The sequence below is a fragment of the bacterium genome, assembly GCA_019912885.1.
Taxonomy (GTDB): Bacteria; Lernaellota; Lernaellaia; order JACKCT01; family JACKCT01; genus JAIOHV01.
In genome coordinates, this window is sequence record JAIOHV010000165.1 from 1 (window position 1) to 16,602 (window position 16,602).

13 protein-coding genes are annotated in these 16,602 nt (G+C 64.9%); 2 read left to right on the plus strand and 11 right to left on the minus strand.

The genetic code is table 11. From position 1 onward, the window contains the following. The 8 genes from K8I61_14460 to K8I61_14495 all read right to left on the minus strand — a co-directional run. Positions 1 to 1,067 (minus strand): TAT-variant-translocated molybdopterin oxidoreductase (locus K8I61_14460; GenBank protein ID MBZ0273237.1); only part of this gene is annotated, 1,067 nt, incomplete at its 3' end. A gap of 14 nt (positions 1,068 to 1,081) precedes the next feature. Continuing rightward, positions 1,082 to 1,729, minus strand: a complete 648-nt coding sequence (locus tag K8I61_14465; protein MBZ0273238.1) for a cytochrome c3 family protein — start codon at positions 1,727 to 1,729, stop codon at positions 1,082 to 1,084. 453 nt (positions 1,730 to 2,182) lie between these two features. Beyond that, entirely contained in the window at positions 2,183 to 3,805 is a 1,623-nt protein-coding gene (locus tag K8I61_14470) for a B12-binding domain-containing radical SAM protein (protein ID MBZ0273239.1), read from the minus strand. After that, on the minus strand, positions 3,802 to 4,563 hold the full coding sequence (locus K8I61_14475) for a glycosyltransferase family 2 protein (GenBank protein ID MBZ0273240.1): 762 nt from the start codon (positions 4,561 to 4,563) through the stop codon (positions 3,802 to 3,804). The genes K8I61_14470 and K8I61_14475 overlap by 4 nt, the downstream gene beginning before the upstream one ends. Before the next feature lie 257 nt (positions 4,564 to 4,820). Next, positions 4,821 to 6,317 carry an IS1182 family transposase gene (locus K8I61_14480; protein MBZ0273241.1) on the minus strand — a complete coding sequence of 499 codons (1,497 nt, stop codon included), beginning with the start codon at positions 6,315 to 6,317 and terminating at the stop codon, positions 4,821 to 4,823. Between the two features lie 336 nt (positions 6,318 to 6,653). Continuing rightward, positions 6,654 to 7,166: a hypothetical protein gene (locus K8I61_14485; protein ID MBZ0273242.1), complete on the minus strand. Its 513-nt coding sequence runs from the start codon at positions 7,164 to 7,166 to the stop codon at positions 6,654 to 6,656. After that, positions 7,163 to 7,645 (minus strand): hypothetical protein, encoded by a 483-nt coding sequence (locus K8I61_14490; protein MBZ0273243.1) that lies wholly within the window; start codon positions 7,643 to 7,645, stop codon positions 7,163 to 7,165. Before K8I61_14490 ends, K8I61_14485 begins: the two co-directional genes overlap by 4 nt. A gap of 144 nt (positions 7,646 to 7,789) precedes the next feature. Then, on the minus strand, positions 7,790 to 9,148 hold the full coding sequence (locus K8I61_14495) for an NAD-dependent malic enzyme (GenBank protein MBZ0273244.1): 1,359 nt from the start codon (positions 9,146 to 9,148) through the stop codon (positions 7,790 to 7,792). A 286-nt stretch (positions 9,149 to 9,434) separates the two neighbouring features. Here K8I61_14495 and K8I61_14500 point away from each other — a divergent pair, with 286 nt between their 5' ends. Next, on the plus strand, positions 9,435 to 10,736 hold the full coding sequence (locus K8I61_14500; protein MBZ0273245.1) for a radical SAM protein: 1,302 nt from the start codon (positions 9,435 to 9,437) through the stop codon (positions 10,734 to 10,736). Between the two features lie 140 nt (positions 10,737 to 10,876). After that, complete coding sequence (locus K8I61_14505; protein ID MBZ0273246.1) at positions 10,877 to 12,352, plus strand: radical SAM protein; 1,476 nt, start codon at positions 10,877 to 10,879, stop codon at positions 12,350 to 12,352. A gap of 18 nt (positions 12,353 to 12,370) precedes the next feature. Here the strand turns inward: K8I61_14505 and K8I61_14510 are convergent, their stop codons facing one another. The 3 genes from K8I61_14510 to K8I61_14520 form a co-directional block, all read right to left on the minus strand. Further along, on the minus strand, positions 12,371 to 13,927 hold the full coding sequence (locus K8I61_14510; protein ID MBZ0273247.1) for a hypothetical protein: 1,557 nt from the start codon (positions 13,925 to 13,927) through the stop codon (positions 12,371 to 12,373). Between the two features lie 80 nt (positions 13,928 to 14,007). After that, the gene (locus K8I61_14515; GenBank protein MBZ0273248.1) at positions 14,008 to 15,465 is read right to left on the minus strand and encodes a B12-binding domain-containing radical SAM protein; all 1,458 of its coding nucleotides are present in this window, start codon (positions 15,463 to 15,465) and stop codon (positions 14,008 to 14,010) included. A gap of 113 nt (positions 15,466 to 15,578) precedes the next feature. Next, positions 15,579 to 16,355 carry a glycosyltransferase gene (locus tag K8I61_14520; GenBank protein ID MBZ0273249.1) on the minus strand — a complete coding sequence of 259 codons (777 nt, stop codon included), beginning with the start codon at positions 16,353 to 16,355 and terminating at the stop codon, positions 15,579 to 15,581. Positions 16,356 to 16,602: the final 247 nt, after the last annotated feature.

The following is a 16,602-nucleotide window of genomic DNA, read 5'->3' on the forward strand; positions in this document are numbered from 1 at the left end:
GCCGCGGGCTGGCGCGGGCCGGCGGCCACGAGGCTCCGTCCGCGCCGGGCCGCGAGATCCGCCGCGACGGCGTCGGCGAATGTCTTGGCCCGATCCTCAAGCGACTCGCCGAGCGTTCCGCCGACACCGAGCTTTTCGGCCACGCGCGACAGGAAAGCCGCACATTTCGCACCCGAAAGGCGCAACCGGTTGTCCGCCTGGCTGCCGGTCACGGAGAAGTTCGGCTCGACGACATACAGGCGGTTCATGTCGTGCCCGCCGTCCAGGCGCCGGCGATCGGAAAAAAGCCGCGCGTTGCGCACGACGTCGCCTTCGGTCGCCAGAAAGTCGAAATCGACCGCGAGCACGACATCGGCCTGATCGAAGCGGTAGGAAACCTGATGCCCCGCCACGCCGGCCAGTTCCATCGCCTCGCGGCCGGCATCCGGGCGCGCCGGGTCGTGCCGGTAAATCTTTGCTCCGGGATACGCCGCGGCGATCTCGTCGAGCAGGTGGTTGCGCGTCGGAGACGGCTTGTCGTCGACCAGAAGCGCAAAACCCGCGTCGCCGCCGCGCCACGCGCCCATGTGCGCGCGGATCATGTCGGTAAACGCGGTGGTGGTCGCCGGCTTGCCGCCCGATAGAGGGTGACGGCCGCGGTCGGGATCATAAATCGAAAGCGCCTCGGCCTGCGCCCAGAGACTCGCGGCGCCGAGGTTCATCGGGTGATCGGGATTGCCCTCGACCTTCGTCGGCCGGCCGTCGCTGCTGGTGACAAGCAATCCCTCGACGTGGCCGCCGATATACGCGCACGTGGCGTACGAAACCGGGCGGCCCGGAACCAGAAACTCCGGCCGGTCGGTGTGCGGCAGGATCTTCTCGACGGGCTTGCGGATGCAGCCCGTGCCGGCCGCGCCGGCAAGGCTCACCGATGCTCCGAGAAGCCCCAGGAACTTGCGGCGGGTAACGCCGTCCTCCGCCTCGGGCAGCTCCGAGGCCCCCTCGGGGAACTCGCGCTCCACCCACCGGCGGCTTTCCTCCGAGCCCGCGCGGGCCTCGAGGCTGCGCCAGTATTCGCGGGTTGTCATCGATTCGCGCGCGCTCATCGGTGACACCCCGAGCAATGAATGGGCGGATTCGGCATGCGGCCGCGCGTCGGATCGGCGTGGGGATCGTAACCGCCCGCCGGCGGCGCCCAGTTCATGTTGGTCACCTCGGCGCGCGGCCGCAGATTCGCGTCCGGGTTGTTATGGCAATCCAGGCACCAGCCCATCGAAAGCGGCTGGCTCTGCCAGACGCGCTCCATCTTGTCGATGCGCCCGTGGCACGAAACGCACGACACGCCGGCCGCCACGTGCACGCTGTGATCGAAATAAGCGTAGTCGGGCAGCATGTGAACGCGCACCCACTCGATGGGCTTGCCCGTCACGGCGGATTCGCGCACGAGCGCGAGTTTCTCGCTGTTGGGCAGGATGGTCTTGTGGCAATTCATGCAGGTCGCCGTCGGGGGAATCGCCGCGCCGGCGGCACGCTCGACGGTGGTGTGGCAATAGCGGCAGTCCATGCCGAGATCGCCCGCGTGCAGCCGGTGGCTGAACGGAACGGGCTGGACCGGGCGATACCCGACATCCGTGAACTTGGGCGAGGCCCAATACCACGTGCCAAGGATCGCCACGAGCGTCGCTCCGGCCAGCGTAAGCGCCGTGATCAGCGGGACCTTGTTCGTCCACTTCGCGAAGATCTGAGCCACGTACCCTCAGCCCGTCGATAGTCGCCCGGCGCTCCCACGAAAAACGCACCCGGCGGCGAAACACAAAAAACGCCCGTGTTCTCGTATTCAGAACGATACGCGCGTTCGCCTTCGATACGGCAAGCGGCCGGATGTCCCCGCCGCTCGTTGCCGTCCTTACAAACAAACCCCGGCGCGCAAAGGCGCGCCGGAATCGCTAAGCCATTGAAATATCAAACAAAACGCGAATCCGATTCAGGTCCCGAAATCCAAATCGCCGGGGGAGCGCCAGTCAGGCGGCGCGTAATTTAGTCAGGCGCCCCGGGGGTGTCAATGGCATTCGTCCGCCCGCGCGTTTTTTGCGACCGTTCGTTCTCAATCGCGGACTTCGGGCCGCGGACGCCGAATGTCCCACGCCGAATCGACGATCCCCGCGGCGCCGGCCTCGTCGCGGTCACGATGGCGCGTGGTGCCTTACGCGAACACGTACCGCCGGAACGTGTGCAGGAATCCGGGGATCTGACGCGCCTTGAGCGTGCGGGCCAGCGTGAGCATCGTGCGCGGGCGCGTGTAAAATCTCAACACCGCGCGGCGCTGATACGATTTGAGCTTTTTCGCCTCGTCCTTGTCGCGTTGCGTCGCGGTGAAGAAATTGAAGCCCTCAAACGGGCTGATCGACGCGATGCCGCTGGAGTGCGATTTTCCGTCGCTGTAGAGATATTCCGAAAGGCGCGCCGGCGGCGCCGGGGACGTCGAGGATTGAGGATTGAGGATTGAGGATTGAGTCGTCGTACCGTTCCCGTTCGCGATCCAGTTTCCACTCGCAACGGCCCCGTTCCCGATCCCAGTTGCGGCTTTCGCGGCGGACGCGCCGCGTGAGACGATCTCGCTGAACGTGCGCGCGGACGTCGCGGCATCGGCCCCCGCGTCGATGCGTTCCGCCTCGCCCCAGCGGCTTCCGGGAAGCGGCACGTAGATGCCGAAATGCGCGAAATCCAGGCCGAGCTTCATCGACTCGCGCAGCGTATGCAGCACCATCGCATCGGACTCGCCGGGAAGGCCGAGCACGAAAAAGCCCGTCGTCTGCAAGCCGATCTCCCTCGCGATGCGCGTAATCTCCGGGATGCGCCCGACCGGCACGTCCTTGCCGATGACCGTCTCCTCGTTGAGCGTCTCGATACCGAGCGAAATCTGGTAGCACCCCGCGGATTTCATGAGGCGAAGCAGGTCCTCGTCCGCGGTCTTCACCATGATCCCGTTCGGGAACTTCCACGAGATGGGGCGATCGCGCGCGAGCAGCTCGTCGCACAGCGCGTCGATGTGCGGGCGAATCAGCGTGGGATTGTCGTCCTCGATGTGAATCTCGCGCACGCCGTAGCGGTCGACCAGGTGGAACATCTCGTCCACCACATCCTTCGCGTCGCGGCGGCGGATCTTCTTGCCGAACAGGAATGTCGACGCGCAGTAGTTGCAGTCGAACGGGCAGCCGCGCGTCGTGATGACGGGCGCGACCGGAAGCTGCCGCACGAAAAGCTGATGCGGCACCGGCGGGTATTTTTGCGGCTCGATGAGATCCCACGCCGGCCACGCGAACGAATCCAGATCCTCGTTGATCGGCGGCACGCCCGTACTGACGCAATGCCCGTTAGGGCGAAACGTCACGCCTTGCACCTCGGCCGGATCGCGGCCGGCCTCCAGCGCGTCGAGAAGGCGCACCATCGACTCCTCGGCCTCGCGCACAAGGACGTAGTGCCCGCCGAAATCCGCGAGCGCCTCCTCCGGATAGACCGACACATGCGGTCCGCCCAGAAGCACCGTCGGCTTGTAGGGCAGCTTCCGGATCAACGCCGCGATCTTGCGCGCGTTTGCGTAGTTCGGCGTGGAGATCGAAAGGCCGATATATTTCGGCCGCTCCTCGGCAAGAATCCGGAACACGTCCTTGAGACGAAGATGGCGCCGGGCCAGATCGAACAGACGCACGCCGTATCCCGCGCGCCGCGCCGCGGAGGCGAGGTAGCCGATGCCAAGCGAGGGCATCACCGTTACCGCGTTTGTCGGCGGATAGATGAGCGCGATGGCGGGCGCGTCGTTTTTCATGACGTCAACTCGCCCCGCGCGCGCCGGGCCGTGAATTCGCGCCGTTCGCCAAAGCGCAGGCGGCAGCGGACAATCTCGAATATCGCCTCGAAAAAATCGCGCGCCTTGATCTTCTTGCCGTCGCGCCGGCCGCGCGGAAGGTAGCGGATCGGCCGCTCCACGATGGTCACCCCGCGGGCGAGCAGGCGGCAGGTGACCTCGGGGCAGAACTCGAAACGCACGCAGCGCAAATCCAGCGAACGAAGAATGTCCGTGCGAAACGCCTTGTAGCAGGTGCACACATCCGTGATCGGAAAGCCGTAGAGCGCGAACACGGCGACGTTTTCGATCGCGAGCGCCAGGTCGAAAATCGCGCGTTCGGGGTAGGGGCCGCTTGGTCCCATCTTGCGCGATCCGTAAACAACGTCCGCCTCGCCGGCGGCAAGCGGCGCGAGAAGCTCCCGCCAGTCCTCGGGAAAATATTCGAGGTCCGCGTCCTGCACGATAACGAAATCGCCCTTCGCGCGGCGCAACCCCTCGCGGATCGCGAAACCCTTGCCGTGATTTTTCGCGAGCGAAACGATCGCGATCGCAACCTCCGGATGCGCCGCCGCGAACGCGCGCGCCTCGTCCGCGCTGCCGTCGGTCGAGCCGTCGTCGACAAAGACGATTTCCTGCGTCAGGCCGATCGCGGAAAGGTCGACGCGCGCCACGCGGTCGAGGATGACGGCGACCGTTTTTCGCTCGTTGTAGCAAGGGACAAGGACGCTTAACCGCATTCCGCGAAATCTAGCATCCGGGGCTGTTCGTGTCACGGATGCGTTCGGCGTTTCGGCTGTGATCCGCGTGACGTTCGCGGGCGATTCGTGGCCCTCGGATTCGTGGCCTCGGGGGAATCGCGCCCTGGAACGGTGCTGTCGTTACGATCGCCCTGGAAGGGCGCTCCTACAGCATCCGCGACGTGCGCGCCGTGCCGGCAAGGCCCTGTTCGCGCGCGACGACGATCGGAGCCGCTTGCTCACGAGCCTGTCGATAATTAGATCGAGCGCAGAGCGGATATCGCGTTTGTGGCGGCGATGTGGGCGCTCTTTCGATTTTGCGCGGCAGCCGTGATCAGGATGGCGGCGACGGTGGTGAGACGGTTGCGGAGACGGGCGTTTTTGGCGGCCTCGGCAACGAATTTCGCGGCGGCGGTCTCCATCGCGATGGCGCGTTTGAGGTTATGGGCGCAGGCGTGCAGCGCGAATTCGAGTCGGGCGCCGACGAGCCCGCGCCTTCGGAATCGCGTCAGCCCCTGTCGCTCGCGGAGTTCGGCAAACACCGGCTCGACCATCGCCTTTCGTTTGCGGTAGGCCCGCCGGGCGCCCGGCTGCGCCATCACCTTTTTCATCGCTTCCTTGGCGGGGTCGACCGCGTAGCGTTTGATCGTGCGTCCGTCTTTGGAGGTCGTGCACAAGGCGCGCAGCGCGCAGTCGCCGCAAGGCGCGTCGCCGTACCGGCGGTATTCGTGTCCGTGGTCGTTGCCGCCTCCGAGCGGCCGCAGCGTTTGCCCCGCCGGACAGGTGTAGCGATCCGCATCCTCGTCGTATTCAAATACGGCCTTGTCAAACCGCGTCGCGCTCGAGGCCTTCTCCCATTGGCCGCGATCGGCCTTGCCCGACGGGCACAGAAGATCGAGATCGTTTTCCATGGCCAGATTCAAAATCCGCTCGCTCAGGTAATTCGCGTCCAGCGAAAGCCGCGTCGGCGGCGCGTCAAATATCTCCCGATGCTGTGCGAGCATCGGCGCGACCGACGCGATCTCGTCACCCCCCTCGACGTGCTGTCCCAGGATCAAACGCTGCGTGTTGGCGAGCACCGATGGCCGGTACGATGGCCGGCGCGCGCCGTCCTTGCGCGGCTGCACGACGGCCTCCGGCTCCGTCGGATTCACCTTCACCCGTCCGTCCGGCCGCCGCTGCTCGCGCGCCGCCGCCTCCCGCTCCGACGCGATCCGCGCGGCCATTTCCAGACGATCCGCCGCCGCCGACGCCTTGGCGTCCGAGGGATGTTCCTGCGCCGCCGCCCGCGCCGCCTCGGCCGCTTCCAGCGCGACCTGGGCACTCAGCAAACGGTAGCGGCTGGCCACCGCCTCGATCACCGTGCCGTCCCCACCGGCCTCGCCCGTCTTCACCTTCAGCTTGCGGACGATATGCTTGGTCATCTCCAGGAAAAACGGCCCGCTCAGCGTGGCGTCGTGCTGCTGCAAAAATTTGCCGATTGTGCTGTGGTCCGGCTGCAATCCGCCGCACAACCACCACGCCCCCACGTCCGTTTGCGCCAGAGATTCCAGCTCCCGAAGGGAAGACTGGCGACGAAACAGACCGTAAAGCGTGAGACCAAGAAGAATCCGCGGATGGATCGGCTGGCGCCCCCGGCCATCGTACGTCGACGTGAACGGAGTCCAGTCCACGCTCCGGAGCCAGTCGTCAAGACGCAATACCCAAGATACGCCCGACGATTGAAGATACGAGCGCAACGGCGTCTCGCCCACGAATATCCGGTGCGGCGACGGATCCTTGAACGTCAGACGACCCGACGGCGACGAGGCGCGAGGATTGTCAAAAGACCGATCCGAAAAAAGCTCCCGCTGACCCGTCTCCGGCAAATGTCCCGCCGGACGACGCTTCCGATGGCTGCGATTTGTCATGACGTCCTTTTACAACGTCAAGATCCATTCGTCGAAAAAATTGCGCCGAGAAAATCGACAGGCTCGTGAGTGAGCGGCCGCCCCTTTCTTGCCGTGAGCCGGCCATCGGAAAGAATAGGTGACTGTCCCCATTTTTTTCGTCCAATTTTCCCATTTTCCACGCTCTGTCCTGTCTTTTTTTCAACCTAGATCGGAACAATCACGGTATGCTTTAATGTTGACCTCGACGACAATCTCTTCCATTAAGCGCTCAACAGGCAAATCCTTTGACACGTGAATACTACATTCGGTGCTAAGTTCGCGCGAACCCACTAACGCAATTTTTCCGCCTTCCGAAATTTCGCGTATTAAAAATTCAACGTAATAATATCCATCGTCGTCCGAAGGCTTAGAGTGATAACCAATAGTTCTAGTATACGGCGACTCGCAATCGTCCCTCTCCGACGGATCGCAAGGATAATATCGCGCATTAAGCTTAATATCGGCTACTGCGCCAACAACATGATTCTCGCTATTTACAAGAAGAATTCGACCCCATACCCTGACCCTGTCCGGCGCCAAGGGTATTGGTTCAAAGGGGTACGAACACTCTTCACGCCGACCATTTCCTTCGGGCGTAGAACAGCCCGCAAAATATACAGCAAAGATAAATAACAGTGCCGCGAAATAACGCAACGGCCCGCGACCGTTCATTCTTGTCTCTCCGGCAGCGATCGACCAAATGTGATTCCAAAACCGTCATAGCGGTGTCGCCGATCCTCACGGCGATCCACGTCATAGGTCTCCCAAATCAACGTTCTATAATATGGATCATCCCTTAATGCGTCGCTCCACTGTCTGGCGAGCTGCTCTCCGCGACGCTGTCGATCAACATTGCCTACATCAATATTCACGATATTAAAATTAGCGTAAGTGAATTTTCGCGGCGGATCGCCGAAAATAGGGGACAGGCACCTATTATTTGTGAATATACCTCTCCGGCGCTCGCCAAGGGGGTCGCGGTCCTCCGCGTTCCAGGCCAGGCCGTCGATCTGCACGCTCGTCGAATCGACGATATCCGGCTTCAAGCGGAGGTCGGTCCGGTGCGTTTCTTTCGGATCCGACCTTCCCGCGCCGTCAACCGCGTTCGAGGGGCTGCCGTCCGTGCTGTCGTCATTGTTCTCGCTGAACACTTCGCAAACGATCCTCAATAAGGAGCTTTCGCCAACGAACAGGATACCACGAAGTGTGACGTCTTTGGCATCGGTGTCCTTTTTGTCACGGTGAATGTTTCTCCTGTTGGCTTGTCGGCCGCACGACGGGGCGGTGGCGGATCGTCACTCCTCGACGGGACGGACGGCGCGCGACGTGCGCGCCGTGCCGGCAAGGCCCTGCTCGCGCGCGCGGTTCGCGGCCGCGTCGCGCACCGCTTCGTGCACCTTCGGGTCGAGCGGGCTTGGCACGACCTCGCCGGGCGCGGCGTGCGCGGCGATAGCCTCGGCGGCGTCGATCAGCATCGCCACGGTGACGGTGCGGCTTCGGGCCAGGAGCGCGCCCTTGATAAGGCCCGGATAGGCGAGCGCGTTGTTGATCGAACGGCCGTCGCCGGCGAACGCGGCGCCCGCCTCGCGCGCCTTTTGCGGTTCGATTTCGGGAAACGGGTTCGAGAGCGCGAAGATGACCTGCCCCTTTTTCACCATCGACGGGTCGATGAGGCGCGGGCGGCCGGTCGTGGCGATGACGATATCGGCCTCGTGCATGAGGGCGGGCAGCTCGACGGTCCGCGCACCTCGCGCCGTAAGCCGCGCGATGGCCTCGTCCGACACGTCCGTGACGAGCACGTCCTTGACGCCGTAGGCGAGCGCCAGGCTCGCGATGGCGGTTCCGGCGGCGCCAAGGCCGATCTGCCCGAGCCGCGCCGTGCGCAGGTCCAGGCCCGTGAGGCGACAGGCGTTGATGATGGCGGCCAGCGCCACGATGGCGGTGCCGTGCTGGTCGTCGTGAAACACCGGCTTGTCGAGCTTCGCGCGCAGCGTGGACTCGATGAAAAAGCAGTCCGGCGTGCGGATATCTTCCAGGTGGATCGCTCCGAAACCCGGCGCGATGCGAAGCACGGTCGCGACGAATTCCTCCGGGTCGAGCGTGTCGATCAATATCGGCGTCGCGCTGACTTGCGCGAAGCGATCGTAGAGCACGGCCTTGCCTTCCATCACGGGCAACGAGGCCAGCGGGCCGATGTTGCCAAGCCCCAGCACGCGCGAGCCGTTGGTCATGATGCCGACGGAGTTGCCGATGCCCGTCAGTTCCCACGCGAGTTCCGGGTCGCGCTCGATCGCCTTGGCCACCCGCGCCACGCCCGGCGTATAGATTTGACGCAGATCGCCGAGCTGCCGAATCTCGACGCGGCTCGTGGAGTGCAGCTTGCCGCCGCGGTGGCTCTCGAATACGCGGTCGAAGGTCTCCAGCAGTTCCACGCCCTCGAGGCGCCGGGCGACATCGATCAGGCGCCGCGTGTGCTCTTCGTCCCTCGCTTCGACGGTGATGTCGCGGATCGTGTCGCCCTCGCCGATGCGCACGATGGTGAGCTCGCCGAACAGGCCGCCCTCGTCCGCGATCGCGGCGGTAAAACGCGAAAGCTCGCCGGGTTCATGCTTGATGCGGACGCGGAAGATCGTGTCGATGGTGTCCCTGCGCATGGCGTGACGGCCCCTGTCGGTGTCCTCGGCGCGGACGGCGCCGGCCAGTACGGCCGCAATCCTAGCGCCGGATTTTCGCACCGCAACCGAGTCTCGCTTGACTTCGCGCGCGAGACAGGATGTTGCAACGGTCACCCATGGCCCGTCGTCGCCCGTTGGTCACCCGATTTGTCTATGTAATCCGCGTGACGTTCGAGGCGTTTTCGGCGATTCGCGCCATGCGCGGGGCGTTCGCGCCCGAGCGCCGATTGACGCGGGAAATCCGCAAGGCGGATAATGACCGGCCATGTGGACGAAGGATATCACGAGCCTTTGCCCGGACTGCGAAACCGAGATTCCGGGGCAGATTTTTTCGCGCGGCGGAGACCTTTACCTTCGGCGGACGTGCGAGACGCACGGCGAGACGGAGGTATTTTTCTGGCGCGACGAGAAAACCTATCGCGCTTGCCTGCCCGAAAACGGGCACGCGCGCTCGTTGCCCGCGGGCCCGTTGCGGATCTTTTCGCCGGAGACCGAGTCGTTCCTGACGACGCTCGCCATCGATATCACCGAGCGCTGCAACCTGACATGCCCGACGTGCGTCTCGGCGGCCAAGCACATCGGCGATGTGGGCTACGAGGACGGCGACCTGCCGATGGCGACGCTCCTCGATCTCATTCCCGATTATCGCGGCCGCGAGAAGAAGCCGAACATCTCGCTCATCGGCGGCGAGTCGAGCCTTCGCCGCGACCTGCCCGAATTCGTCGAGGCGATCATCGCGCAAAAAGGCATCACGCCCCGGCTCAATTCCAACGGCATCCTGCTGATGGACGAGGCGCGAATCGAGCGCCTGTGGCAGGCGGGACTGCGTTGGGTGATCTTGCAATTCGACGGCTTCACGCCCGCGCCGTCCATCGAGTTTCGCGGCGCGGACCTGTCGAAGCAGAAATTCAAGGTGATCGAACGGCTTTCGAAGCGCGGGTTCAACATCCACCTCGCGTGCATGGTCGCGCGCGGGGTGAACGACGGCGAGATCGGCGACATCCTTCGCTTCGCGTCGTCGCACGCGAACATCCGCCGCGTCAGCTTCTACCCGCGCTCGCATATCGGCCGCATCGAGGATCACGAGGCCGGGTCGACGCACGTCATCGACGTCATGAACGCGATCGAAAACGGCACCGGCGGCGAGGTGACGGCGGACGACCTGCTGGCGAGCAAACGGCTTGGCGAGCGCATCCACAAGGTGACGCATCACCCGATGTTCCGGCCGCGTCCGTGCATCTTCCCCGCGCTGCTCATGCGCGAGGGCGACCGTCTGCTTTCATGCCACAAGCTTTTTTCGCCCGCGAGCGCGTGGCGGCACCCGCGCGCATTCGCCAAACTCGCGCGTTACGGGCGGCGGCTATTGGCGCCGGACGACGCGGGCTATCCGCCGGATTTCCTGTTTATCAATATCGAGAAGTTCTACGATGGGCACGCCTTCGACGTCGCCGGCGCGCACAACTGCCATCATATTTACCTCACGCCGCAGGGCGCGCTGCCGTTTTGCGTTTACAATACGCGCGTTCGCGGCAAGGGCGTCCTGCAGATGGGCGGCGGGTGCGGGTGACCTGCTGCATTCCCTTTTCGTCCGCACAACCTTGGAGATACGTAACGATCTACACAAACGATCGCCGCATGGCGATTGACCTTCGGCGTCGCTAGTCGATACATTGAACGACAGTGAATTTCGCCGGGAAACAGCACCGAATGTCGAACGTCCGCAACAGGCGCGTCTTATTCGTCAACGTCGCCGCTCCCTATCCGGGTCCGGTCGCCAGTTTTCCGCTTGCGGGCCTGCTGTTGCATGCGCACGCGCGCGAGGCCGGCCTGATCGATGCAGCCGCGTACTTCGACCAATATGTCGAGCGCAAGTCGGTCGATGCGGTCGCCGATCGCGTGGTCGGCGGCGACTTCGGTGTGGTGGTCTTGACGGCCAAGACCTCCGCCGCGCAGAACGTCGGCAAAATCGCCCAGGAGATCAAGCGGCGCGCGCCGCACGTCGTGACGATGTTTGGCGGCCCGCATCCCAGCGCGCTGCCTTACGACGCGCTGGAAAATCCCGCGGTCGACTACGGCGCGTATGGCGAGGGCGAATTGACGTTCACGTCGATGCTGCGCGCGATTCAGAACGGCGAGGATCCCGCGGGACTTCCGGGCGTCGTGTACCGCCAGGATGGGACGGTTGTCGCCGGGCCGGCGCCTCTTGTCGAGGAAGACCCCGACAATCTTCCGCTGCCCGCCTGGGAGACCATCGATCCGCGTCCGTATTGGCGAACCTTCGGCATGTCTGCCGTCGGAAAGCGTCCCTATTTCACGATTTTCACCTCGCGCGCGTGCCCGTACCCGTGCACCTACTGCCACAAGATCTTCGGCAAGAAATTCCGCGGGCGCTCCTCCGACAGTGTCGTCCGGGAGATGAAGTGGCTCAGGGATCTTCACGGCGTCAGCGAATTCGAGATCGTGGATGACATCTTCAATATCAAGGAAGACCGGGCGATCGAGATCCTCGATCGGATTCACGCCGAAATTCCCGACGCGACGCTCCACTTCCCGAACGGGCTTCGCACCGACATCATGAGCGAGCGCTACATCGACGCCATGAAGCGCGCGGGCACCGTGCTCGTCGGTTTTGCCTTCGAATCCGCCTCGCCGCGCCTGCAGAAGACCATGCGAAAGCGCCTCGACCTCGAGGCCGCCCGGGCGAACCTTGCCAAGTGCAGCGCGCGCGGAATCTTTTGCCTCGGCTTTTTCATGCTCGGTTTTCCGGGCGAAACGGCCGAGGACATGGAGCACACCGTCAACTTCGCCGTGAAATCCCGGCTCGGCGGCGCGTTTTTTTACCGCGTCAAACCGTTCAAGGGCACGGAAATGTACGAACAGCTTTCCGCGCCGCAAAAGGCCATGCTTGATTCCAACCCGGACTGGATGTTCTACGACAGCCAGTTCGGCAACGTTTCCGACGCGTCGATCGAGGACATCCTGCGCGTGCACCGGCGCGCGTACCTGCGTTTCTACGTCTCGCCGACGCGCATCCTGCGCATTCTCCGGACGCATCCGCGCCCCTTCCGCATGGTCGGCGCCACCATCCGGGAGATCGCGCGCAAGGTCATTTCCTTCCGTTTCACCGGGCGAATCGGAGCGTCGGCGCCGGTGCCGCTTCGCCCCACCGAAGACGTCGGCTAGCGCGCACGCGCCGCGCGGCTACCCGCCCGACCCGGCGGGCCTGAGCGCGCGATTCAGATCGATCTCAAAAGTGCCCGCCGAGGTGCGAACCACAAGCCGGTCGCCGGTGATGTCCGGTTGAAGATAGCGGGCGATCGGTCCGACGAAGATGCGCTGCCGCACGACATGGCGATCCACGTCCCAGACGATGATGTCGCCGCGAAAGTAGTCGGACAGATACAGGAGCCGGCGTTTCGGATCGAAGGTTGGATTGCGGATGCCGTCGCCAAGCCGGTGGCGCGACACTTCCTCCAGCGTATCGGCGTCCACCTCCACGAGATCGCCGTTGAAAAACGCCGCGACCCAGAGACGCCGCGCCTTCGGATCGATCTCCAGGAAAAACGCATACACGAACGGGAGCCGGGCGCTCGTTCGCCACCGCATCGTTTCCATGTCGCCCACGAGAAGTTTGTAACCGAACGGGCTCATCACGCCGGCGACGAACGCCGAACGGACCGGATCGAGCACGACGTCCACCGTGCACGACGCGGCTCCGACGTCCGGCGAATAGGCCACGTCCGCGGGGTCATCGAGCGAGAGGCGCACGATGCGATCCCCGCAGTCCTGCGAGGCGAACAGCTCGCGCCGGTCCGGATCGACACGCAGCATGTTCAATAGGCCGGCCTCGACGGCCGTCTCTTCGAGGATGCCGAACGGTTCGATGCCGATCCGGAAAACGCGGCCGCGGCTCGCCGCCAAAATCGTATCCGGGCGCGCCGGGTCAAACGCCGCCATGTCGCTTGCGCGCGTGCCGATTCCGATCTCCTGCATGCCCGGCGCGGACCACGGCGGCGAAAGCAGCATGAACGACTCGTTCGGATCGTGCGGGCCAAGCAGCAATGCGTCGCCGGCACGCGCGCCGAACATGTGGTGATGCCCGACGGCCTCGAACGCCTCGCCGTCGTACCCATGGATGAGACGCACGCCGGGCTGCGCGATGACGCGAGGCGCGAGCTCCGGATAGATCCCCTGATAACGCAGATAGATCGTTCCGTACAACAACGTGGCGCCGGCGTAAAAGGCCAGCGCGACGGGCGCGATTGCGCCAAGCGCCTTTTCGCGCCGCGAAAGCAGCCCATAGAAAAGCAGCATCGCGATATACAGAGCGCCGATCGGGAGGGGCTCGGGCGTATGGCGCATCAAAATCCATACGAGCGGAGCAAGCGCGGCGGCGTGCACGGCGAGAAAGATTACGTAGCGGCCGGATCGCAGCAAGAAGAACGATACCGCTCCGACGGCGGCCACGGCGGGCACCAGCCAGGCGTCCGCGCCGGAGAGCGACCAGGCCAGAAACGCGCCGTAGGCGGCGAGCGGGAGGTAGTAAAAAGCGCTTGCGACACGCAACAGCCGCGGGCGGCGGCGCGCCGCGGCGTCGCGGGCCATAAGCAGCGCCACGATCGCGGCAGCGATCAGGGGGATGGCCGCGGGATGCCGCCGCACGACATGGTTTCCGAACTCGGCGAGCCAGTGTGCGACGTATACGCCGACGCCGAAGGCCAGCGCGAGCGCGTGATCGAGGCCGCGAAGCCGCGCCATCGAATGAACGGCCGGCCGGATCGGCGCCTCGGAGCCTGGCGGCCCGGAAAGCGAGGCGCCGTCGCGCGGCCCCGCCGGAATCATACCGCGAATGGCGCGCTCACGGCGGGCTGCCGGCGGACGGGACGCGCGACGGCCAGCAACAATGCGAGCGCCATGCCGATGGTGTCGCGCGGGTCCGCGCGGAAAAGGTTGTAAAAGACACGGCGCGGCGTCGCGTACATGCGGAAGATCGCGCGGCGCTGCAAGCGCACCATCTGAGCGGGGCCGATGTCGCCGACCTGCATGACCGACGATCCGTACCGGCGCATGTCGTCGAGACCGCCGCCGACGATGCGCAGGTTCGATTCGCCCGCGAGCGCCATGCGGCGCAACTCCGTGCCGGGGTACGGCTGCGCGATCGACAGGTACGGCTGGTCCAGGTGCGGCAGATCGCGCAGGAAACGGATCGTCTTGTCGATCGTCGCGCGCGTGTCGCCGGGGTTGCCGATCATCGCGGTGCCGCGCGTATCCATGCCGGCGGCCTTCGCCCACCGCGTCGCCTCGACGACGCGTGAGAGGGTGAGCTTCTTCTTGATCGTTTTTAACACCTGCACGTCGCCGCTTTCGATGCCGAAATTCACGCGCGTGCATCCGGCGCGCGCCATCGCGCGCAGCAATTCCTCGTCCACGGAGTCGGCGCGCGTGTCGCCTTCCCACGTGAGCGGCAGCTTTTTCGCGGCAAGCTTTTCCGACAGCTCCATGATGCGCTCGCGGCGCAGCGTCAGGAAATCGTCCACGAACACGAAATGCCGCGCGGGCGTCTCGCGGACGGCGCGCTCCATCTCGGCGACGACGCGGTCGATAGACCGGTAACGCACGCGCCGGCCGGTGAGGTTTTCGATCGCGCAGAACACGCACTGGAACGGGCAGCCGCGGCTTGTGAGCATCGTGCGCGTGGGCACGCGGCGGCGTCCCTTAACGCTCCAGGGATAGTTTTGAAAGTCGATGCCGGGGTAATGCGGCTCGGGCAGGGCGTCCAGGTCGGCGACAAGCGGCGGCGCGCCAGACGGCTCGTCGCGATCCCGCAACATCAGCCCTTCGATGCGCGCCGCGCGCTCGCCGGAACCCCATGCCAGGGCGAATCGCGCGAAGGACTCCTCCGCCTCGCCGGTAAACGCGTAATCGACATCGGGCAGGTCGCGGAAAATGTCGCGGCCGACAAGCGTTACGTGCGGGCCGCCGGCGACAAGCGGCACGCCCAGGCGGCGCAGCGCCGCCGAGATTCGGCGAATGACCGGCACCATCGGCGAGGTGATCGTGATCCCCGCGATGTCCGGCGCGTACGCATCGACATGGGAGTGCAGATGCGCAAGGCGCCGCGGCGCGAATTCGAGATCGTGCAGCAACACGTCATGCCCATCGCGCGCGAGCGTTCCGGCCAGGTAGGCGAGGTTTAGCGGCGGGTTGAGGTTCAGCGAACGGGTGATCGAACGGAAGTTGCCGTACACCTCACCCCAGGGCGGGCCAAGCAGCAGGATTTTCAGCGCGCGGGCCATGCGTCGATCCTCGGAAAATCGATTAGATCGGCAATGCCCTCAAGCGTCAATTCGCCGCGCGGGCGCTACCTCGGCGGGTCGTGCGTCGTCGGAGCCGCGACTGTTCGCAGGCGTTACCGGAGCGTGTCGTGCGTCGTCGGAGCCGCGACCGTGAGGGAGCGGGTGCGTGGCGCATCGAAGGAACCCGCCTGCCCGGCGAGCCGCCAGAGCAGCGCGTAGCGATAACCCATGCGCGGGATGCGGAAGTGGCTGTCGCCCCGCGTGCGATATCGGTAGGTTGTCGGGATCTCGGCGATGCGCGCGCCCGCCTGCCGCGCCCGGATCGCGAGTTCGGGCGAGATCGCGAAATCGCGGCTCACAAGACGCACGCGGTCGATCAGCTCGCGGCGCACGCCGCGAAACGCGTTGGTGATGTCGTGCGCGGGGATGCCGAATAACAGGCGCGTCACGAACGAATAGGCGTGGGAAAGGGCGGATTTCCCGCGGCCGAGGTCGCCGTAGGATCCGCCGGGCATCGCGCGCGAGGCGATGACGAGGTCATATCCATCGCGCAATTTGGCGAATAGGCGCGGGATGTCGTCGACGCGGTCGGAGAGATCGGCCATCGACCATACGACATGCGGCGCCCGCGCGGCGCGCGTGCCCTCGATCAGCGCGGCGCCCATGCCGCCGTTTTTCGCAAGACGCACCACGCGTACCCGCTCGTCGCGCGCGGCCCATGCGGCGAGCATCGCGGGCGTGGCGTCGTCGCTCGCATCGTCCACCACGACGATCTCGTATTTTACGTCGAGCCGATCGCGAAGCCGCGCCAGCGAGCGCGCAAGCTCGTCGATATTCGCCTGCTCGTTGTGCATCGGAATGACGATCGAAAGATCCATGCGCGCCGCCATTTGATTCAGCCGACGACGATACGGGCGAAACGCGCGTCCGCCAAGGGGCGCGAATCGCCAATGCGGAATGCGGAATGCGGAATGTGGAATGGAATCGCAGGATCGCGATCCTGGCGCGCCGGTACGCGCGTCCTACGCTTATCGTTCTCCCGTACCGATGAACACCCGCGCCCACGCCGCGACGGCCGGGTTGGCGGCGCACGCGCGCTCCGCGCGAACGACGGCGGCCGTCGCGTCCTCGCCGGCG